This is a genomic window from Hymenobacter sp. 102, assembly GCF_049949205.1.
Classification (GTDB): Bacteria; Bacteroidota; Bacteroidia; order Cytophagales; family Hymenobacteraceae; genus Hymenobacter.
Genome location: NZ_CP188172.1, coordinates 1,942,621 through 1,963,447, shown reverse-complemented (window position 1 = coordinate 1,963,447; position 20,827 = coordinate 1,942,621). Strand labels below are relative to the sequence as shown.

The window sequence follows — 20,827 nt, the reverse complement described above, 5'->3', positions numbered from 1 at the left end:
TATGAAAATTCTGGTGACGGGCTCCAATGGACTGCTGGGGCAGAAGCTGGTGGCGTTACTCCGGCAACGGCCCGGTGTGCAGCTGGTTGCCACTTCCCGCGGGATCAACAAGCTGGCGACCGTGTACCCGGAGGTGCGGTTTGTGACATTGGATGTTACCGATCCGGCGCAGGTGCAGCAAGTAGTAGATCAGGAAAAGCCTACGCACCTCATCCACACCGCCGCCATGACCAACGTGGATGAGTGTGAGTTGAACCAGGCTGCCTGCTGGCAGCAGAACGTAACGGCCGTGGCTAATCTGGTAACGGCCTGTGAGCAGCACCAAACCCATCTGCTGCACCTCAGCACCGATTTTATCTTCAGTGGCGAAACCGGCCCGCTTGATGAAACGGCCCAACCTGCCCCCGTGAACTTCTACGGGCAGAGCAAAGTAGCCGCCGAGCAGCTGGTGCAGGCCTGCCGCGCACCCTGGGCCATCCTGCGCACGGTGCTGGTGTACGGTACCGCCCACCATTACGGCCGCACCAATATTGTGACCTGGGTGCGTGACTCACTGCGCGCCGGCAAGCCCATTAAGGTTGTGGATGACCAATTGCGCACTCCCACCCTGGCCGAAGACCTGGCCGAAGGCTGCTGGCTGGCCGCCCGGCACAACGCCACCGGTATCTACCACCTGAGCGGAGCCGAGCTGTTTACGCCTTATCAGATGGCGCTGCAGGTAGCATCTTATTTCGGGCTGGATGCCGGGCTGATAACGGCCGTGGATGCCAGCACTTTCACGCAGCCCGCCCAACGGCCTTTGCGCACCGGCTTCCTCATTGAGAAGGCCCGGCGGGAGCTTGGCTACCAGCCGCAGTCCTTCGCCCAGGGTATTGCCTTGGTAGCCCGGCAAACCGAAACGGTGTAAACGCAAAAAACCCGCGAACAACGCCCGCGGGATTTTCACACACCTATTGCAACAACCTGTAGTGTAACCGGACTCCTGACGAGCAGCCGCCGAGTCTGGTACACAAATAATCTTGTCAAAATCACCAGTTGGTGGTGACGAGCAGCTCTTGCTGAAAGACGGCCAAATAGCCGCTTACAAACTGCAGAATCACTTCAGAACCTGGGTGGGCTTTTTCCCGTGTGCCGTTCTGATATGACAATATTAGGGCGTGAAATAGGGGTTGTAAAGGACAGTTATGCTGTAAATGTGACCTGTACTTATGAAAGAAAATCTATAGAATAAACTGCCGGCAAATAATTATTGACCCTTAATCAGTTGATTGAATAGGTGTTGAAAGCGAAGGTCAGACAATGTGCTAACCTGGTTTTTCTATAGAATGGCTGATTTTGTGACATGCAGGTAGTTTGTTTTAGTGGCGTTTAGTGGTGAGCTGATGCAGGCTCAGGAGCGTACAGGCAATAGCGAAGCCTGGTCCGGCAATCAGCCACCAATCGGTAGGTGCCTGACGGACAGTGGCTAACAGTCTTCCCCAGCTGGGAGTTTCCGGGGGAAGGCCAGCTCCTAGGAAGGATAGGGTAGTTTCCAGGCCCAGCAGAATGGCTACGGTTAGTGGGAACCGAACCAGGAGCACTGGCAAAACATTCGGGCCAATGTGACGCCACAAAATCCGCAGGGAGGAAATGCCGCTTGCCCGGGCCGCCTCCACGTAGGGCTGGCTGTTGCTCTGCAGGGTTGCTGCCCGAAACAGCCGGGCGGGTGTAGGCCAGCAGGTAGCACCAAGTAACATCACCACTCCCGGCAAGGATGGCCGCTGGACAGCGGATACGGCAACAACCAAGACCAGCAGTGGCACCGAATTCAGCAACGAAATCAGGCCTAAAATAAGACTGTCCAGGGGCAGGGGCCAGGTAGCGGCGGGAGAGTGGCGTGGAGCCCAAAGAGCCCAGGCTCCCGCTAGAACGGCCAGCCCCAACGCCCCTGATACCCAGCCAGAGCTGTATGGCAGGGCGCCAATGGCCGCCGCCACGGCTACGAGGGCAGCTACCGTGGGCCAGCGGGCTACGCGTAAACGGGTGTCGCCCCAGAAACCGGCTATGCCGCCCAGTGCTGCTCCCAATAGCAAAGTCAGTAGGGCGGCCGGCACGCTCACCAGCACCACGGTGCGCGCACCTTGCAGCAGGCTGAGGCCAACATCGAGGCCCTGCGGAGTGGTGCCCAGCCAGTGCACGGAGTGAAAGGGGGGCTCATTGATATGCTGCAAATCGGGAGACTGATGCGCAGTTGGGGTCAGCAGGGCGGCCATTACCACCAGGGTCAGCCAGCCCCAGGCCAGCCAAGGCTGCCGCAATGCAGTAGTATCCTTCATGCCACGGCGCGAATACGAGGATCGATAACCGGGTACAGCAAATCGGCGGCAACTTGGCCGAGGAGCCGCACCAGGGCTACCAGACCAACCGCTCCCAGCAGCACCGGAAAATCCTGGTGAATGGCCGCCTCCGTGATAAGTTGACCCATGCCGGGCAAAGCAAATATTACTTCCACCACTACTGCCCCGGCCACAATGCTGGGGAGTAAATCCGTGAGCAGGGTGAGCATCGGAATTAAGGCGTTGCGTAGTGCATGCCGCCATACGCTCCGGGCAGCCGAGGCGCCCTTGGCACGGGCAGTTGCCACGTAAGGTCGGGTTAACTCCTGCTGTAGGGCTCCATCCAGCTGAATAGCCAGGGGCGGGAATCCATTCAGCACTAAGCTGATCAGGGGTAGGGCAAGCTGGTACAGAAACCAGCCCGGATGGTGCCAGGCATCCGCCAGATTGTCCACGGCGCCAAGGCCAAACGCCGGAAACCAAGCCAGCGCATCTGGGTTGGCCAGCAGTAGCAAAAGGCCCAGCGCAACCAGGAAAAGCGGTAGTCCCTGTAATACATGGGCAAGACGAAGTACCCAGTGCCGAGCCACCGGGCGGGTGCTAACGGCCGTCACAACTACCAAAGCCAGTATCACGCTCAGTACGGCGGCCAGTAAGGTCAGGGGCAACGTGTAGCGCAGGGCCTCGCCCAGTAATGCCGTAACCGGAGCGTCGGCGCGGTAGGAATAGCCCAGATTGCCGTGCAGAAGCTGTACCAGCCAAGTATGGTACTGATTGTGCCAACCGTGCCACTGCCAGCCAGTGCCCTGCTGCCAGCCCACGTAGAATAGTGGGGCATCAAGTCCATACCGGTGCAGCAGCAGAGCAGAAGCCTGAGCCGTCTGCTCCGGACTAACGGCCCGACCACTCAGCGCATTCTGCAGCAGAATATCAGGGTCGGCAATGGCGTGGCTCAGTAGAAACAGTACCGATAGAATCAGGCCCGCTGCACCGAGGGTTCGGATCAGGTGGCGTAACAGAAGGCTACGGTACATGATTACTGGCGGAGCGGCTGGGCCGGACGAATCCGGGCCGCCTCATACCCAGGTTTCAGACCCGTTATCGGCACCTGCAGCGCGTTGGAGGCTGCCACCCGGTACCGCAGAAAATACAATACCCGAAACGGAACTTCCTGCGCCAGTATCCGCTGGAACTTGTGCAGAAGTTTAACTTTCAAGAGTTTGTCCTCCGTGCTGGTAATCTGCTCAATCAGCCGGTCAACCACCGGGGAAGAGTACCGGGAGGCATTGCTGGCCCCAATGCCGCGCGTATGCAGTAAAGGTGTGAAATCGTAGGAAAATGGGTTGCCCGAAAAATTGCTGATGGTCATATCAGTGGTGCCGGCGCGCAGCTGCCCGCTGAGCACTGACTGCTCAGTGGGTCGGAGCTCCACCTGAATTCCCAGGCCTTCAGCTGCTGCCTGAAACTGCAGGGCCACGGTTTCGAAGGTTGGCTCGCCTGCCCGGTAGCTGATGCTAAAGCGCAAGGTTTGGGTAGGGGCCCCGGCTACCGCGCGTGTCCAGGGACCGTTGGCGCGGCGCTGCCAGCCCGCCTGCCGCAGCAGACCGGCGGCGCGGGCCGGGCTGAATACCGGCAGCGGCAGACTGTCATTATAGTAGGGCCGCATGCGGGGGCTGATGAGTCCCACGCTGGGCAGCGCCTCTCCTTGTTGCGTAGCCCGAATAAGAGCCGGTACATCAAACAGCAGACTCAGGGCCCGGCGGGTAACGGCATCCCGGAACAACGGCCGCTGCACATTGAAGCCGCTCGTCAGGAATTGATAAGAATCAGCCATGTAAAAATTGAGCCGCTTCCGATCAGCCTCCGACTGTTGGAGGCGCGCAAATTCAGCCGGGGGCACCAGGCTGAACACATCAACCTCACCCCGCCGTAACGCCAGGGTGGCGGTGGCTGCATCCGGAATAATCTGGTACGTGAGCTGAGCCGGGAAGGCCTGCAGAGTTTCCGGAGCAGTGGGCAGCGCATCAGCCCACCAGTTCTTTTTCCGGGTGAGCGTCAGGTAGCGCCCGTTTTGCCAGGCAACAATCCGGTAAGGGCCGCAACCCGGCAGACGGGACGGGTGGCGGGCCAGCTGCAATGCCTGATAGCGCCGGCCCAACGCCTGCACAGCGGGCAGGGAGGGGTGCCGCCGAACAGTAGCCAGAGGTACATTCCGCAAGTCTCCCTGAGGGTCCAGAATATACTCCGGCAACACCGAGAAGTCGCCCGAGGAGTGGATGTGCTCTGGTGACTGTCCCGCGCAGACCAGCGTAAACTGCCGGTCATTGGTTGGGTCCGGCACAATATCGTGGATGAAGCCAAACATGGCTTGAGCCGATGCAGTGGGCGGACCTTCGCTCTGCATCACTTTGAGCGTGATGGCAACGTCGCGGGCCAGTACGGGCATGCCGTTATCCCAGGTAGCTTCCGGCCGAATACGGTATTTTATCAGGAGCAACGAATCGCCGCGGCGCGTGATGGAGGGAGCCGCGGCCGCCAGCCAGGGTACAAAATCATGGGCCGACTCGCGCCCCATCAGTAGGCTGCAATGCGTAAGATTAGCTACCTCGTAGGCACTAGGGTTATCTACTACCAGCGGGTCCAGATTATCCGGGTCGCGGGGCCAGCGGATACGTACGGTGCCGGCAGGCGGGGAGGAGGGAGGAGCACAAGAAGGCAGCGCGCCCCCCCACATCACCAGCAGAAGTCCAATGTAAAGCTGCTTCATGAACGGGTAACCGCGTAAGACATGAGTCCGGGCAAGTTACCACGTTTTGGGCGTATTGGCAGCCGAATAACCGCCGTTGCCTAGTGGCCGTCGCCCCAGCCGCCAGTACCGTGTTCTGCCACGATGTGGCCGTCGCCCCAGCCGCCAGTACCGTGTTCTGCCACGATGTGGCCGTCGCCCCAGCCGCCGGTGCCGTGTTCTGCTACGATGTGGCCGTCGCCCCAGCCGCCAGTACCGTGTTCTGCCACGATGTGGCCGTCGCCCCAGCCGCCGGTGCCGTGTTCTGCCACGATGTGACCGTCGCCCCAGCCGCCGGTGCCGTGGTCGGTAGTGTAGGTGGTTGTGGTGCTGGAAGAACTGGCCGCAGCATCAAAGGGGGTAGCAGGCGAGGCGACGCTGGCGAACTGAAACAGGGCGATGGTGATGAGCTCTAGCATGGTCTGGAATTATTTGTGTGTCAAGTAATTGTGTGACACAAATGTGTAGTCCAAACCAGCTCCCGTAAAGGAAACAGAGCGCGTAAACGTGACCTGTTTTCAGGTTACGTTTGAGGATCAAATCGCATGTCTAACTGAGTAGTTGAGTTAATTAAGAGCGAATAGCGGATAATAATTTCGGACAGTTCAGGGAGAATTTGTGACATCTATAGATGAAAAAAAGCCCAATTTTACTTCTACAAAAGTCCGGGAAGAAAAGGCAATGAATAAAGGCAGAGTCCGTCAAAATTGTGACATGCAAAACGCGGCCCTGCTATTTTAGTATATTCGCCAAAACAGCCGAAATGGCTGCGTATGCTATGGAAGAATTAACAACTCTCGTGAGAATTGTGACAGATCGGCGTCAGGCGGTTCTTCCTTTTCTTGATTTTTCAGATAGAAAATCGGCGCAGAAGGACCTTCAGCTGGTGCGGCTGCTGGACAGTACTCCGGCAGCCACTCAGCTACAGCTGGTGAAGGGACTCTACGGAAAAACGGATGCCAGAACGCAGGCAACCTACCGCAAACTCAAGTCCCGGGTGCAGCAGAAGCTTCTGAACCATCTGTATTTTCTGGACCAGACGGACCCGCGACACATTGCTTCCAGGCGTTACGAGCAGCAGTGCCTAGGGCTATTGCACCAAGCCAAGATACTAGCCGGGGAAGGGGAGTATAGTATGGCAGAGAAGCTGTTCCGGAAGTTTATTCGGGTGGCGGATGCAGCCGAGTTCACGGCCTATGCCATGCTGGGCGCACGCATTCTGCGCAACCTGTACGCGGAAATGCGGCAGCCGGCAAAATACAAACACATAGTAGGCCAACTGTCAAAGTATCAGCAGAAGCTGACTTTGGAGGAAGAAGCTGAAACGCTGTACACCGATATCAAGATGGCGGTGAACCACAAGGTTAGGTCGCGCAAGTATTTACTTAGTCAGATGCCGGCCTACGAGGCCCGGCTGGAGCAGCTTCACAAGAAAGTGAAAAGCTACAATACGTTTCACTTTCTGTATTTTATCCGAATGACCCGCGAAGAGCTGGTGGGGAATTACGAGGAAATTATCAACATAACCGCCGCTACCGAAAAGGCCCGCAAACAGGGTAAAATCAATGAAAAGCGCTTTGATAAGCGGTTTAACAATTATATGAGCGTGTACGCTCACCTGCGCTGCCGTAAAGCTGAAAAGGGCCTGGCTTTAGCCGAAGAGTATTTTAAAGACTTCCATTATTCCTCGGGCAACTGGTTTTACTTCCTGGAAACCTACCTGCTGCTGGCTTTGTACGCCAAGCAATATGGGCAGGCATTCGAGCTCCTGCAGCAGGCCCGCAAAAACCCGTATTACAGCAAGCAGCGTACGGCCGCCCAGCAGCGCTGGGAGTTATACGAAGCCTATGTGCAGTTTGTGCGGCCCGAACAGTCGCCTCTGAAGCTGCGGCACTTTACGCAGTTTGTGCAAACAGTGCCCGATTATGGCCGCGACAAGCAGGGCTACAACGTAGCCATCCTGATTCTGCAGTTCCTGTATTTTTTGCAGCGACGGGATATTGAGGGGCTGCTGGCGCGTCTGGAAGGTTTGCGCAAATACGAGCAGCGTCACCTGCGCGACCCGGCTACGTTGCGTAGTCAACTCTTCTTCCGGATGCTGCTGATGACGGTAAAAGAGCATTTTGTGCTGGCCGTCTGCGAAAAAAAGGCGGCTCCCTTACTGGAGCGGCTGCGGGCCACGGCTCAGCCCGGCGAGGCCTACGGAGAAATTGAGATTATTCCTTACGAAGACCTGTGGGAGTTGACGCTGGGCATTCTGCGGCAGCAGCAGGCCGAACTGGCCGCCGCCGAACTGGCCGAGCGGAATCGTATCTGACCAGCTACAGGTGGCCCCGGCCCCCGCAAATGCGCTGCTGAAGACCGGGGCTGCCGGTGGTTGCAGTACGCCGGGCTTACCGGCGTACTGCTGACTTGGCCGCAGAACCAGCCGCCGGGCGCGGAGGCGCAATCAACCTGGATTTAGCAACGGAGGCTTTTGGGGGGGCACTCTTGGCGGCCGCGGCCGCAACCGGAGCCGGGGGCACCACGGCGGCTACGGAAGCGGGTAATGAGCCGGCTTGGGCTGTTACGTACCGCTGAAACTGCGCTGGTGTGAGTACCTGCTGCAGTTGGGCCGTGTACTCCTGACCAACGGCAGCCAGTTTCTTCTGCAGCATATCAGCGTCGTTGGAGTATTGCTGGCGGGCCTCTGCCTCCTGGGCCATGCGCTGTTGGGTGAGCCGCCGCACGGGTAGCTGGCGAGCGTCATCCAGGGAAATGAAGGCAGCCAGCTGCCGGGTAGCCGCAGCCGCTTCGCTACGATATTCGGTGGGGGTTTCTTGGGCCCGGGCTTCAGCATTTAACAGGCTGAAGCCCGCCAGCAGGAAAAGGTACAGGTGTTTCATAAAGAGGGCGTAGAAGGGGAGAGAGACAGTGCGAGTCAGTGCAAGGTCAGGAAGCCAGCTTGTATTGCTGGTACATGAGTTCGTCGAAATTAGCAGACGCCCGCTTGCTACGCAGCAAACCCCGACCAACCGGCTCAATAGCCCGACCACAGGGGCTTTCGGCCCGACGATACTGGCAGGACTAGGGCACTACTACCACCCTACGACTCACGCAGTGGCTGCTGGGGCAGGCATCGGGGCCGTTGCCGCGCAGGCTCATGCGCACGGAATACTGGCCGGGCCGGCGGAAAGCGTGCTGCACCTGCCGACCATTGGTGACGTAACCGTCCCGGAAATCCCAGAGCACTACCACATTCTCACACAGGGGCAATTGGGAGTCGAGGGCATCGAAGGCTACCGGCTGGCCCACTCGCACGGTATCGGTGGCGCGGAAGTTGAGGACGATTTCCTTGGTAAAATCAACGGGGATAAGCTTTTCAGCCGTGCGTATTTCGCCGGTAGCTTCTTCCACCACATCCAGCTGAATGGTGTATGCCTGGCGCTGCTGGTAGCAATGCTGCACGGTGGGGCCAGTAAGCAGGGTGCCGTCGCCCATGTGCCAGCGGAAGGTAAGCGGGCCGGCATCGGGGTCGATAGCGCGGCGGGCATCCAGCTCCACGCACATCTCCATCACACGTGGCAGCGGGCAGTCGACGCTAATAGTGTCGCCGGCATTCTGGGCGGCAACGGGGTGCGCGAGCAGCAGCCCGCACCACATGCCTACAAGCAACAGAACGCGAATAGGGCTGGAGGCGCACATACCGGCTAAACTAACGGACTAAAACTTGTTCAGGCGCTGAAATACCTCCCGCAGATACGTCTGGCCAATAGGAATATGCTTGTTGTCGAGGATGACGGTATTGTCCTCAATCGTCTGCACCCGTTTCAGGTTCACAATAAAGGAGCGGTGCACACGGGCAAACAAGGCCGCCGGGAATTTCTCTTCCACCGCCCGCATCGTGCTGTACACAATCAGCTTGCTCTGGCCTGTAACAATGTGTACGTAGTCGCCAAGGGCTTCCACGTAGCGTACATCCTCAAACAACACTTTGACTAACCGGCTATCCACCTTTACGAAGGTGAATTCGGCGTTTGGCGGAGTTTCAATAGCTGTTGCGTCGGGAGTGCGGCTGAGTTCCACGGTTTCCAGTGCCTTCTGGGCCGCTTTCAGGAATCGGGCGTAGCTGATGGGCTTGACAACGTAATCCAGTACATCATGCTCGAAGGCTTCCACGGCGTAGCCTTTTTTGCTGGTGATGAGCACAACCAGAGGAGGATTCTGGAGAGTGCGCAGCAAGTCAAGACCCGACATCAGTGGCATTTCCACATCCAGAAAAAGCAGGTCAATGGACTGCTGCCGCAGCATTTCAGCGGCGGCAAGGGCGTTTTCGCAGCTGGCTACATGGTGTAGGAACGGAGTATTGCTGATGCAGTTTTCAACAATCTGGATAGCCAACGGGTCATCATCAACAACCAGGCAGCGGAGCGGAGCAGTGGATTCAGCCATAGGGAATAAAGGTACAAGCTGACTGGAAAAAGCCTATTGTTTGGGCTTTACACTTTGTGCGCCGCCACCGTCAGGCGCCGTTCCAGCACGGGGTAGAGCGAAAGAAGCTGTTGTTGGATATGCTGGATTGTTTCGGTAAGATGGTCCGCGGAAGCCGGGTTGCCTGCCTGCTGCTCTACGCACTCCAACTGTGCAGTCAGCGGATCCAGACCAAAATAAGCAACCTGGCCCTTGAGTTTGTGGGCTGCCTGACCCAGTTCGGAACCAGCAAGTTGCTGCAGCTGCTCCGCCAGCGGCGGAGCCTGCTGCAGAAAGGTGCGCACAATCTGCTGAATAAACGCTTCATTACCGCCGGCCAGTTCTTCCAGCAGGCTCCAATCGAGCTGCAGAAGCGTATTGCCCGGGCTTTGGGGCAAAGAGGCTGCCGGTGATGGCTTGGGCAGCAGTGTGCCAATTGGGCGCAGGTTTTCCGGCGGCAGCGCGCGGCCGGTGAAATGGGCCAGCCGGGCGTGCAGCACGGCCGGGTCGAAGGGCTTAGCGAGGGTATCGTTCATGCCGGCTTCCAGGGCCAAGGCGCGGTCTTCGGGCAGGGCGGAGGCCGTAAGGCCGATGAGGGGTAGTCGATGGGCATCGGGGAACAGGCTCCGTAGCTGGCGGGCAGCCTCGTAGCCGTCCATTTCGGGCATTTGCACATCCAGCAGCACGGCATCAAAGTCCTGTTGTTGGGCGGCTTCTACGGCCAGGCGGCCATTGGCGGCAATGGTTACCTGCACGTTCCAGGCTTCCAGGGTTTTGCGGGCCACTAGCTGGTTCAGGTCGTTGTCTTCAGCCACCAGCACGCGCAGTGCCGGCTCGAAGGGGGCCAGGGTGATGCTGGCTTCGGCCGGCACGGTAGCCGCATCGGCCGGGAGGCTGGGAATCTCAAACCAGAATGTGGAGCCCTGGCCTTCCTGGCTTTCTACCCACAACCGGCCGCCGTGCAGTTGCACCAGGTTGCGGGCAATACTTAGGCCCAGGCCCGTGCCGCCAAACTGCCGGGTAGTGCTGGTATTGGCCTGGGAAAAATCCTCAAAAATGGCCTCCAGCTTATCGGGGGCAATGCCAATACCGGTGTCCGAAATGCCGAAACGCAGCATTTCGGACACATCAGCGGTGGCGGGCGGTACTGCCAAGCGCAGCGTAACGCCGCCTTGGGTGGTAAATTTCACGGCATTGCCTACCAGGTTCACCAGCACCTGGTTCAGCCGCACCGAATCGCCGAGGATGGCGGCGGGCACGTTGGGCGCCACTTCAGTGCGCAGGTACAGCCCTTTGGCTTCGGTGGCAAACTGGAACATGCGGGCCACGCGCTCCACCAGCTCCGGCAGTCGGAACGGGGCCTGCTCCAGGGTGAGCTTGCCGGCCTCGATTTTGGAGGAATCCAGAATGTCGTTGATGATAACCAGCAGGTTCTGCGACGATGACTGAATGGCCTCCAGGTATTCGCTCTGCTCGCCGCTTACCGGGGTGTTGCGTAGCAAGTGCGTCAGGCCGATTACCGCATTCATGGGCGTGCGGATTTCGTGGCTCATGTTGGCCAAGAACTGGGCTTTGGCCCGGCGCGAAGCCTCGGCCGCGTCCCGCGCCACTACCAAATCGGCGTTTATCTGCTCAATTTCGGCCTTCTGATGGCGTAGCTCCGTGGTTCGCTCCCGCACGGTGGTTTCCAACTGCAGCTTCTGGCGGCGCAGGGTGGCGGTGCGGGCGCGCACGGCGGCGTAGGCCAGCCCAATAACCGTTGCAACAGCCAGGGCCGTAAACCACCACGTACGCCAAAACGGCGTAGCTATGCTGAAATGGGCAGTAACTGGCTTCGACCATTGCCCCTCCGGGCCCCGGCGGGCCCGCACTTCTAGGGTGTACCGGCCGGCATCCAAGCGCGGAAACTGCGCCTCGCCCACGATGGTAGGACTGCTCCAATTCTCCTGATAGCCCCGCAGACGATACTGATACTGAATTCCGGCCCGGCCGGGCAGCAGGCTAATGCCCCGGAAGCGGAAGGCAACTCGGTGTTGAGTTGCCGACAGCTCCCCCAACTGCTGGGGCGGGCGGGCGGCCCCATCCACCTCACCAGCCAGCAAAGCCGGCTGAGGGGCCGAAGCGCTGGGCAACAGGTTCGGCTCATCGGTGCGCAGGCGCAGCAGCCCGGTGCGAGTCAGAATCCAGAGGTAGTAGTCGTCCCAGGCTACGGCCGCCTGGGGCAGCAGGTCGCGCACCAACGGGTTGTCGGGGAGGGTGGCCGGGGCGAAGTGCTGGCTGGAATCGGCGTAGCTGATGGCGTTGCGGTGCACGGCTACCAGTTGCTCCCGACGAGAGTCGTAGCGGTAGCCGCCGTGGTAGCTGCCGCCCCAGCGCACGGGCAGCAGAGCGTAGCAGTACGGAGAAGCCAAGCCCTGCGGGGTGTTGTACGTTTGAAACTGGCCGTTGGTATAGCAGAGCACGCCCGCGCCCTCCGTGCCAATCCAGACGCGGCCTGCATCATCGGTAATCAGCGCCGACACATCAAGGCCGCCTTTCGGAAAGCGGTGGTACTGAAAACGGCCGTTGCGCCACACGGCCAGACCGGTGTCGTGGGTGCCAATCCAGACGCCGCCGGCAGTATCGGCCGTGAGGGCGTAGATGGTGTTGTGCAGCAGGCCGTTGGCCGTGGTGAAATGCTGAGCCGGCCGGGTAGAGTCGGCCGGCAAACGGTACACGCCATCCATCTTCGTGCCTACCCATATGTCGCCATTGGGATGCTGGATAAGGGCCGTTACAGTTAGGTCGGCCGGTACCCGCCGCTCCTGTTGCGGGTGGGCAAGTCTGTTTTGCTGTTCCTTTGTTTGCCAGAGGCCATGCCCAGTCGTGCCTGCCCAAATGATCGGGGAGTCTGGCTTTGTGGGGTGTTTTTTATAAGTCCGTTCCTCCCGTACGTTAGAGGATATGAACAGAACTGTGGGCGCGTAAGGCAGGCGCTCGGCAAGCAGCCGAATGACAGAACCACGTTGTGCACCGCGGCCCAGAATGGCAAAGTAGCCGTTAAGCATTCCCCCAATTCCGGCTTCGCTGCTCACCACAGCCGACAAACCAGGAGTTGAAGTAGGGAAAAACGTTACGTGCCTATCCGACCAGCGCCACAGTCCCTGCCCGGCCGTGCCAATCCAGAGGTTGTGTTCCCGGTCGAGCAACACACACTGCGGCACGGTGCCCGGCGGCAGCAAGTGGCGCAAGCCAAAGGAAAGCTCAAAACCGGGTGGTTCAGCATAGGAGTAAGGTGTCTTTCCGTATTCCCGGAATGCCGTGTCCGGCGGTATGATACCGGTGTGTGGGCGTAACGGGATGTTTTTGGCTGCCGCTGCTACTGGTTGAAATCGTTGCCCATGTAAGCGAGAAATGCCGCCCTGATAATGCCCCACCCACAGCTGCCCGGTGCGCAGGTGCACAAACAGCCGGGTCACGAAGTTCTCGGCCAGCCCATCTTTGGTCGTAAACGTGACAAACTCCGTCCCATCAAACCGCACCAAGCCCTCGGCAGTGCCAATCCAGAGGTAGCCAGCTTTATCCTGCGCCAGGGCGTAGATAAAGGGCTGCGGCAGGCCTTCGGCAGCCCCGAACTGCTTCAGGAACTGACGCTGGGGCAGGGGCTGGGCAGTGGCGAGGTGCGCAAACAGGCAGAACAGAAACAGCAGACGGCGTATCACAAGGAGCAAGATACGGGAGCGGCCCGGCTGTTGCGGATTTCCTCGGTGGAAGCTGGCCTGGAGACGTTCAGTTGGGTTTTTAGCCCGCAGAGGACGCGGTGAGTAGCGCAGAAGGCGCAGAGTCCGTTGAACAGACTCTGCGCCTTCTGCGCTACTCACCGCGTCCTCTGCGGGAACCAACCCCAAAACGTTATTTCCCCGTTACCTTAAACTCCGTCCGGCGGTTGAGCTGGCGGCCGGCTTTGGAGGCGTTGGAGGCCACCGGCTGGGTGTCGCCGTAGCCGGCAAAGGTCAGGCGGCTTTTGTCGATGCCTTTGGCCACGAGGTAATCCACTACAGTTTTGGCGCGGCGCTGGGAGAGGTCCTTGTTGTACTCGGCTTTGCCCACGTTGTCGGTGTGGCCCGAAATTTCGAGGCGTAGCGCGGGCGTTTCCACCAGCAGCTTCTGCAGGCGCTCCAGTTCGTTGGTGCTTTCCTTGCGGAGCGTGGCCTTGTCGAAATCGAAAAAGATATTGTTAAGCACCACCTTCACGCCCACGTCCAGCTTCTTGAGTGCAATGTCCTTCACTACCTCCGAGTAGGCCGCGCCGGCCGGCAAATCGAAGTTTTCAGAGTGGAACAGGTAGCCGTCCTTGCGCACCACAATGCCGTAGTTCACGCCCGAAGGCAACGATACCAGGTAGCGGCCCGACTGCGCGTTGCTCTGGAAGGAAGCAATGGTTTGGTTCAGGGAGTTGTCCACTACATCAATGGTGGCCTCAATGGGCTGCTTGCTGGCCTCATCCGTCACAATTCCCTTCAGAATGGTTACCTGGGCGGCCACAATGGCTACCGGTGGGGCCAACATTGTTTCCTTCACCGGCTGCACGCGTGAGGCCAGCAGCTGGTCTTCCTGGCTGAGTACGGGCGGCTTTTCGGGGCCCAGAAAGGTAATCTGGTAGATATCCTTGGAGCCCAACCCGTCTTCCCGGAACGAAGAGTAGTAGCCGTGCCGGCCCGAGGCGGATATCACAAAAAATACGTCGTCATCGGGCGTGTTGATGGGCCAACCCAGGTTCTCTGGCTGGCTCCATTTGCCGTTCTCAAACACCGATTTGAAGATGTCGTACCCGCCCATGGAGTTGTGACCCTCTGAGGAGAAGTACATCGTCTTGCCATCGGGGTGCAGAAACACGCCTTCCTCCCCGTACTGGGTGTTGATAACGGAGCCCAAGTTCTGGGCCGGGCCCCGGCCTTCTATTTCAATCTTGTAAATGTCGCGCCCGCCCAGGCCGCCCTCCTTGTCGCTTACGAAATACAGGGTGCGCCCATCCGGCGTGTAGGCCGCCGACGACTCGTGGTACTTGCTGTTGATGCGGGAGCCCAGCTTCTGGGGTTTGCGCCATTCTGCGCCCCGCAGGTTGGCCTCGTGCAGGTCGCCGCCGTTGTCCTCCATGTACACCAGCAGGCGCTGGCCATCGGGCGAAAGGCCCACGGTGGCATCGTGGCCGTCAGTGTTCACGCCTTCGCCCAGGTTGCGGGCGTCCACCCAGTTGCCTTTGGTGGTGCGGGTGCTGGTGTAAATATCTTCCATGAAACCGCCCGTTTCGGGGTCCTTCTGCTCCCCGGTCGAGCCCGGCCGCCGCGAGGTAAACAGAATCACCGATTCGTCGGCCGTAATAACCGGACCGTATTCGGGGTAGGGCGAGTTCACGCCAGGGCCGGCATTATCAATAAACACCCGGCTGGGCTTAGCGGCCAGCTTGCGGCCGTTTTCACACTCCCGAATCTTCTTCTGAAGGTCCTGGGTGAAGCCGGCGGTGTTTTTGGAGCCGGAAGCCGGCGTGGCGCGCTTATACTCGGCAATGGCTTCATCCCATTTACCGTTCAGGTGCAGGCCCCGACCCAGAGCGTAATGGATGCGCGGGTCCACGTCGGGGTTGAGCTGGTAGGCTTTCTGCAGGTACTCCAGCGCCCGGGGCTTGAAGCCGGAGTGTAGGTAACTGTCGCCGATTTTGTAGTTGAGCTGGGCGTTGTTGGGGTTGAACTTCTGGGCGGCCAGATAGTGCGGCAGGGCCTGCTCGTAGCGGGCCGGGTCCAGGTCGTACATCTCGTCCCCGAGCTTGATTTCCTTGAGGGCCGCCTTCAAGCCGTCCTTATCGTTGCCGAACTGGTCTTTGCTGAACTCTACGTTCTGGGCCAGCACCACGGCCGGGGCACTCAACAGCAACAGGGAGGCGAGTAGGTACTTATGCATGATGATTTGCGAAGCGTTGAAGAGGAACGTCATGCTGAGCTTTTCAAAGCATCTCTACCGCTTCGTTGCAATAGCATTGATTGCCCAGCGGTAGAGATGCTTCGGCTTCGCTCAGCATGACGTTCTTTTTTGTTCTTACTGTTCTACTCGGCCGCGCCGCAGCCGGAGTTGGCGGCGTGGGTATTGCCCACTTCCAGACCCAGCTCGGCGGCCTTGCGCCAGTCCTGGCAGGCGGCGTCAGGGTTGCGCAGCATTTCGCGGGCGTGGCCCCGGTTCAGGTAGGCCTCGGCGTACTGCGCGTTCAGGCCGATGGCCTTGCTGGCGTCGGCTTCGGCCTTTTTGTAATCTTCCAGCTTGAGGTAGGCGGCGGCGCGGTTGTTCCAGGCAAAGGCGTACTGCGCGTCCAGCTCAATGGCCTTGGTGAGGTCGTCCACGGCACCTTTGTAGTCGCCCTGCTCGTAGCGGGTGCTGCCGCGGTTGGTGTAGGCCAGGGCGTTGTCCTGCTTCTGGCGCAGGTAGTCGTTGTAATCCTGGAGGGCTCCTTTCAGGTCGCCGGCGCGGCGGCGGGTGGCGGCGCGGTTCAGCAGGGCCGGCAGCAGCTCGGGTTGCAGCTTCAGGGCCTGGGTGTAGTCCTGAATGGCGGCGGGCAGGTTATTGAGCTGGCGCTGGGCGCTGCCCCGATCGTGCCAGGCGTAGGCGTAAGCAGGATCGGCTTTGATGGCGGCGTCGAAATCAGCCTTAGCGGCCTGATAGTCGGCTTTTTCGAAGCGCAGGGCCCCGCGGTAGTACCAGGCGGGGGCGTAGTCGGCCTTCAGCTCGGCGGCTTTGCCGTAGTCCTGCTCGGCCTCGGCGGACTGCTTCAAGGCCTCCCGGGCCTGGGCCCGCCCGAAGTAGGAGGTGAACGTGTTGGGGTCGAGCTTGATGGCCTGGTCGTAGTCCTGCACGGCCGTAGGGTATTCCTTCAGCTCGTAGCGAACGGCAGCGCGGTTGTAGTAGGCCTTGGCAAAATCGGGCTTGGCGGCCAGGGCCTTGTCGAAATCCTGGAGGGCGGCGCGGTAGCTTTTCTGGTTGAACTTGGCTACTCCGCTGTTATAAAGCTTTTCGGCTTGCTGGGCCGGGGGCAAGGTGGAGGCCCGCACGGTATCCACCTGGGCCTGGGCCGCGGCCGTGGTCAGCAGCAGCCCAATAGTGAGGATATACGTCTGATTCATGCTGTCCCGCCGGGTGTAGAGGCGCGGGGTAAATGTAATTTTATTTACGGAATAGGCGGTAAGTGAAGCATTTAAATGTATTTACATTGAATTTTGACAAGATGAAATAGTAGCCCGCAATCTGATTTCTGCCCTATTAACCCGGCAGTTGACTCCGGACCATTTCTTCCCACTCGCGGCGTAGGGAGCCACTGAAAACCGGCCGGTTGGCCCGCCGATACCAGTAGGCAGCATTGCCCGCGTCGCCTTCCTGTCGGTGCAGAAACGCGTGCAGCCAGTTGTGCAGGGCATCGTGCTCATTATCCTGGGCAATGTTGTGGGCGCGGTGCCACTCGTCGCGGCCGGCGTACCACAGGGCCTCCAGCAGCGGGGAGAGGCCGGCGGGTGGCTCCGGCTGAGTTTGTGAAGCAAGAAAGTCAGCGTATGTCATGGGGCTGCCCGGCTTAGCCGGTGAAAATAAACGAGTGCAGTAAACTTCCGCCTCATCTCGCGGGTTCTATACGCCAACTAAGGCAGTCCGGCCAAGGTTGCGTAATTTTGTACGGCCGTTGGGCATTGGGCCCCGGCAGTAGTTCATCTTAAAGCCTAGCTTTCACCTATGGCCACGTATCCCGAATACATGGTAGCCCCGATTCGTCAGGACCTCGTAGAGGCCGGTTTCGAGCAACTAATGACCCCCGAGGAGGTTGATACCGTCCTCAACGACCAGAGCGGTACCGTGCTGGTGGCCGTAAACTCGGTATGTGGCTGCGCCGCTGCCAAAGCCCGTCCAGCCCTTAAAATGGCCGTTTCCAGCTCCGAAAAAAAGCCCGCCAAGCTGGTAACTGTGTTTGCCGGTATGGAAACCGAAGCTGTAGCCAAGGCCCGGGAGCACATGCTGCCCTACCCGCCCAGCAGCCCTTGCATTGCCCTGTTCAAAGATGGTGAGCTGGTGCACATGATTGAGCGCTACCACATTGAGGGCAACGATTTGATGCGCATTGTCAATAATTTGCAGGGTGCTTTTGAAGAATATTGCTAATTAATTGGCTTTTTCTGTAATTGAATCGTTTAGCCGTCCGTAACTAGCCGTTACGGACGGTTTTTCGTTTGGGGCATTAGGGGCAAGCTTATGGAATTACTGATGGAATACGGAGTACAATCCTTACCGTGGGATACGCAGTTTTTTGGGTTTCCGGTGGGCCGACTGAAAGGCAAGCGGTTCACGGAGGCTCAACTCCGCGAAGTTATCCGGCAGGCCCGCGAGGACGGGTGGCGCCTGTTATATTGGTTTGCCGAGCCCACGGACGCACTATCAGCGGCCAGTGCCCAGGCCTTGGGAGTTCCGCTCACCGACCGTAAAGCCCGTTTTGCCCGCGCTGTGCCGACCACCCCGCCCCTCATTTCCGAGCACGTGTTTCCAACCGATGAGCTGACGCCCCGGCTGCTGGAGCTGGCCCGGCAGAGCGGCCACCACTCCCGGTTTCGCGTTGATCCGGTGTTTCAGGCTGGGGTATATGAGCGCCTGTATGAGCACTGGATCCGGAGCAGCGTAACCGGCCAGACGGCCCGGCAGGTTCTCATCTACCAGCCCGTCACGCAGCCCAATGCGCTGGGGCTGCTCACGTTGGGCTACCAGACCACACACGCCATTATCGGGCTGCTGGCCGTGCAGGAAGGCTACCGTAGCCAAGGTATCGGCCAGCTTCTGCTCAATGCCGCCATGCACTACGCCCACGCCTGGCAACTCCCCGAAATTCAGGTAACTACCCAGCTTGATAACGAAGGTGCCTGCCGTTTCTACGAGCGGGAAGGCTTCGAGCGGGTCCACGAGGAGCACGTGTACCATCTGTGGTTATAAGAGATGAATTATGAGAGTTGAGTTATGAATTGGTTATTCGATCATCCAATTCATAACTCAGCTCTCATCATTCATCTCCCTTCCTAGTTTGCTACTTCGCTCAGGAATTTGATGCGCATCAGGCGCAGGTCTTCCTCCGTGTAGTCGTCGGTGCCGAGTTCTTTGAGGGCCACGGCAATGTTGTCGGTGCTGGCCGTCATGAAGTAGTCGTAAATTTCGTCCTGCCGCTCCTCATCCAGCACTCCGTTGATGTAGTAATCCAGGTTGAGCTTGGTGCCGGAGTAGCAGATGTGCTCGATTTCCTCCATCAGCTCCCGCATGTCAATGCCCTTGGAGGAAGCAATTTCCTCCAGGTCCATCTTCTTGTCGATCTGCTGGATGATGTAAATCTTGATTTTCGACTTGTTGACGGCCGATTTTACCACCACGTCGGCGGCCGTCATGATGTCGTTATCCTCCACGTACTTTTTGATCAGGTCCAGGAACGGGGCGCCAAACTTCTGCGCCTTGCCCTGGCCCACGCCCGATACGTGCGACAGATCCTCCATTTTGGTGGGGAAAGTCGTGGCCATTTCCTTCAGACTGGGGTCCTGAAACAGCACGTAGGGCGGGAGGTTCTTTTGCTGCGCTACCTTCTTGCGGAGCGCCTTCAGCATCTCAAACAGGGCCTCATCGTGGCCGGCTGCCTGCTGCACTTCTTCCTGTTCCTGTTCTTCTTTCACCTCTTCCTCGTAGTTATGGTCCTTGGTGAGCTTGATTGAATGCGGATTCTCGATGAAATCAATGCCCTTCGCCGTGATTTTCACCACCCCGAAGTTTTCAATGTCTTTTTCCAGGAAGCCATTCAGCAGGCTTTGGCGGAGCAGGGAGTGCCAGAACTGCGCGTCGTGCTCTTTGCCCTGCCCATATACCGGCAGCTTGTCGTGGCCGTAGCTTTCCACATGGGGGTTGTTCATCCCCATCAGTACCGTGCCGATGTGGTCGAGGCCGAACCGCTCATCGGTCTGCACCACGGCTTTCAGAGCCATCAGCACCTCGTTTTTCGCCTCAAACCGCTCCTTGGGGTGCTTGCAGTTGTCGCAGAAGCCGCAGTCCTTCTCGAAATGCTCGCCAAAGTAGTGCAGCAGCTGCTTGCGCCGGCACACGGCCGAGTCGGCGTAGTTGGCCATTTCCTGCAGCAGCAGTTTGCTGTTGTCGCGCTCCGTTACAGGCTTGTCCTTGTTGAACTTCTCCAGCTTCACAATATCGTCGTAGCTGTAGAACATCAGGCAGTCGCCTTCCAGGCCGTCGCGGCCGCCGCGGCCGGTTTCCTGGTAGTAGCCCTCAATGCTTTTGGGCGTATCGAAGTGAATTACGAAGCGCACGTCGGGCTTATCAATACCCATCCCGAAGGCAATGGTGGCCACAATCACGTCGCACTCCTCGTTCAGGAAGGCATCCTGGTTGGCCATGCGTACGTGGGGGTCGAGGCCAGCGTGGTAGGGCAGGGCCCGCACGTCGTTCACCTTCAGCAGCTCGGCAATTTCTTCCACCTTCTTGCGGCTTAGGCAGTACACAATGCCGGCCAGGCCCTTGCGCTGCTTCACGTACTGAATCAGCTGCTTTTTGGTGTTGTGCTTGGGCCGCACCTCGTAGTACAGGTTGGTGCGGTTGAAGGAGGTCTTGAACACCGAGGCCTCGTCCATCTGCAGGTTCTTCTGGATATCCTGCTGCACTTTGGGCGTGGCCGTGGCCGTGAGGGCAATGATGGGCACCTGCACACCCAGCCCGTCAATGATGCTGCGGATTTTGCGGTACTCCGGCCGGAAGTCGTGGCCCCACTCCGAGATGCAGTGCGCCTCGTCGATGGCCACGAAGCTGATGGTGGCCTTGTTCAGAAACTCAATGGTTTCGTCTTTGGTCAGGCTTTCGGGAGCCACGTACAGCAGCTTCACCTCCCCGCTAATCACGTCCTTCTTCACCTTGTTCATCTCCGATTTCGACAGGGTCGAGTTCAGAAACTGAGCATTTACCCCAAAGGCGTTGAGTTGATCCACCTGATTTTTCATCAGGGCAATGAGGGGCGAAATCACAATGGCCGTGCCGGGCAGCACAAGGGCGGGGAGCTGGTAACACAGGCTCTTACCGGCCCCGGTGGGCATAATAACGAAGGTATTGTTGCCGGCAATTACGTTCTGGATGATGTCTTCCTGCACGCCGCGGAACTGACCGTACCCAAAAACTTCCTTTAACTTGCCTTTCAAATCAGCCTCTTGCTGCACTTGTTGTTTCACGGCTGGCATGGACATCC

At 58.9% G+C, this 20,827-nt stretch carries 16 protein-coding genes; 4 read left to right on the top strand and 12 right to left on the bottom strand.

Features of this window, described 5'->3' with window-relative positions; translation table 11 throughout:
* The first annotated feature begins 1 nt into the window (after nt 1).
* A complete protein-coding gene (locus ACN19L_RS08390) occupies nt 2-907 on the top strand; it encodes an SDR family oxidoreductase (protein ID WP_426493067.1) in 906 nt (301 codons plus the stop codon).
* Between the two features lie 451 nt (nt 908-1,358).
* Here the strand turns inward: ACN19L_RS08390 and ACN19L_RS08385 are convergent, their stop codons facing one another.
* The 4 genes from ACN19L_RS08385 to ACN19L_RS08370 all read right to left on the bottom strand — a co-directional run bounded on the left by ACN19L_RS08385 (nt 1,359) and on the right by ACN19L_RS08370 (nt 5,519).
* Nucleotides 1,359-2,315 (bottom strand): ABC transporter permease, encoded by a 957-nt coding sequence (locus tag ACN19L_RS08385; protein ID WP_426493066.1) that lies wholly within the window; start codon nt 2,313-2,315, stop codon nt 1,359-1,361.
* Nucleotides 2,312-3,349, bottom strand: coding sequence for an ABC transporter permease (locus ACN19L_RS08380; RefSeq protein ID WP_426493065.1), 1,038 nt, complete (start codon nt 3,347-3,349; stop codon nt 2,312-2,314). Before ACN19L_RS08380 ends, ACN19L_RS08385 begins: the two co-directional genes overlap by 4 nt.
* A 2-nt stretch (nt 3,350-3,351) precedes the next feature.
* Nucleotides 3,352-5,082, bottom strand: a complete 1,731-nt coding sequence (locus ACN19L_RS08375) for an ABC transporter substrate-binding protein (protein ID WP_426493064.1) — start codon at nt 5,080-5,082, stop codon at nt 3,352-3,354.
* 80 nt (nt 5,083-5,162) lie between these two features.
* Nucleotides 5,163-5,519, bottom strand: coding sequence for a hypothetical protein (locus ACN19L_RS08370; RefSeq protein WP_426493063.1), 357 nt, complete (start codon nt 5,517-5,519; stop codon nt 5,163-5,165).
* A gap of 512 nt (nt 5,520-6,031) precedes the next feature.
* Here ACN19L_RS08370 and ACN19L_RS08365 point away from each other — a divergent pair.
* The gene (locus ACN19L_RS08365) at nt 6,032-7,417 is read left to right on the top strand and encodes a hypothetical protein (RefSeq protein WP_426493062.1); all 1,386 of its coding nucleotides are present in this window, start codon (nt 6,032-6,034) and stop codon (nt 7,415-7,417) included.
* A gap of 76 nt (nt 7,418-7,493) precedes the next feature.
* Here ACN19L_RS08365 and ACN19L_RS08360 read toward each other — a convergent pair whose 3' ends face one another.
* The 7 genes from ACN19L_RS08360 to ACN19L_RS08330 form a co-directional block, all read right to left on the bottom strand.
* Nucleotides 7,494-7,985 carry a hypothetical protein gene (locus tag ACN19L_RS08360; RefSeq protein ID WP_426493061.1) on the bottom strand — a complete coding sequence of 164 codons (492 nt, stop codon included), beginning with the start codon at nt 7,983-7,985 and terminating at the stop codon, nt 7,494-7,496.
* A 181-nt stretch (nt 7,986-8,166) separates the two neighbouring features.
* Entirely contained in the window at nt 8,167-8,742 is a 576-nt protein-coding gene (locus ACN19L_RS08355; protein WP_426493060.1) for a PKD domain-containing protein, read from the bottom strand.
* A 60-nt stretch (nt 8,743-8,802) separates the two neighbouring features.
* Nucleotides 8,803-9,531 carry a LytR/AlgR family response regulator transcription factor gene (locus ACN19L_RS08350; protein WP_426493059.1) on the bottom strand — a complete coding sequence of 243 codons (729 nt, stop codon included), beginning with the start codon at nt 9,529-9,531 and terminating at the stop codon, nt 8,803-8,805.
* A gap of 47 nt (nt 9,532-9,578) precedes the next feature.
* Nucleotides 9,579-13,250, bottom strand: a complete 3,672-nt coding sequence (locus ACN19L_RS08345) for an ATP-binding protein (protein ID WP_426493058.1) — start codon at nt 13,248-13,250, stop codon at nt 9,579-9,581.
* 190 nt (nt 13,251-13,440) lie between these two features.
* Entirely contained in the window at nt 13,441-15,519 is a 2,079-nt protein-coding gene (locus ACN19L_RS08340; protein ID WP_426493057.1) for an OmpA family protein, read from the bottom strand.
* Between the two features lie 110 nt (nt 15,520-15,629).
* Entirely contained in the window at nt 15,630-16,697 is a 1,068-nt protein-coding gene (locus tag ACN19L_RS08335) for a tetratricopeptide repeat protein (RefSeq protein WP_426493056.1), read from the bottom strand.
* A 136-nt stretch (nt 16,698-16,833) separates the two neighbouring features.
* The gene (locus ACN19L_RS08330) at nt 16,834-17,127 is read right to left on the bottom strand and encodes a hypothetical protein (protein ID WP_426493055.1); all 294 of its coding nucleotides are present in this window, start codon (nt 17,125-17,127) and stop codon (nt 16,834-16,836) included.
* Nucleotides 17,128-17,295: 168 nt separating this feature from the next.
* On the opposite strand from ACN19L_RS08330, the gene ACN19L_RS08325 reads away from it, so the two are divergent.
* Nucleotides 17,296-17,718, top strand: a complete 423-nt coding sequence (locus ACN19L_RS08325; RefSeq protein WP_426493054.1) for a BrxA/BrxB family bacilliredoxin — start codon at nt 17,296-17,298, stop codon at nt 17,716-17,718.
* Between the two features lie 102 nt (nt 17,719-17,820).
* On the top strand, nt 17,821-18,537 hold the full coding sequence (locus ACN19L_RS08320; RefSeq protein WP_426493053.1) for a GNAT family N-acetyltransferase: 717 nt from the start codon (nt 17,821-17,823) through the stop codon (nt 18,535-18,537).
* A gap of 83 nt (nt 18,538-18,620) precedes the next feature.
* Here ACN19L_RS08320 and recQ read toward each other — a convergent pair whose 3' ends face one another.
* Entirely contained in the window at nt 18,621-20,819 is a 2,199-nt protein-coding gene (gene recQ / locus ACN19L_RS08315; RefSeq protein WP_426493052.1) for a DNA helicase RecQ, read from the bottom strand.
* Between the last annotated feature and the right edge of the window lie 8 nt (nt 20,820-20,827).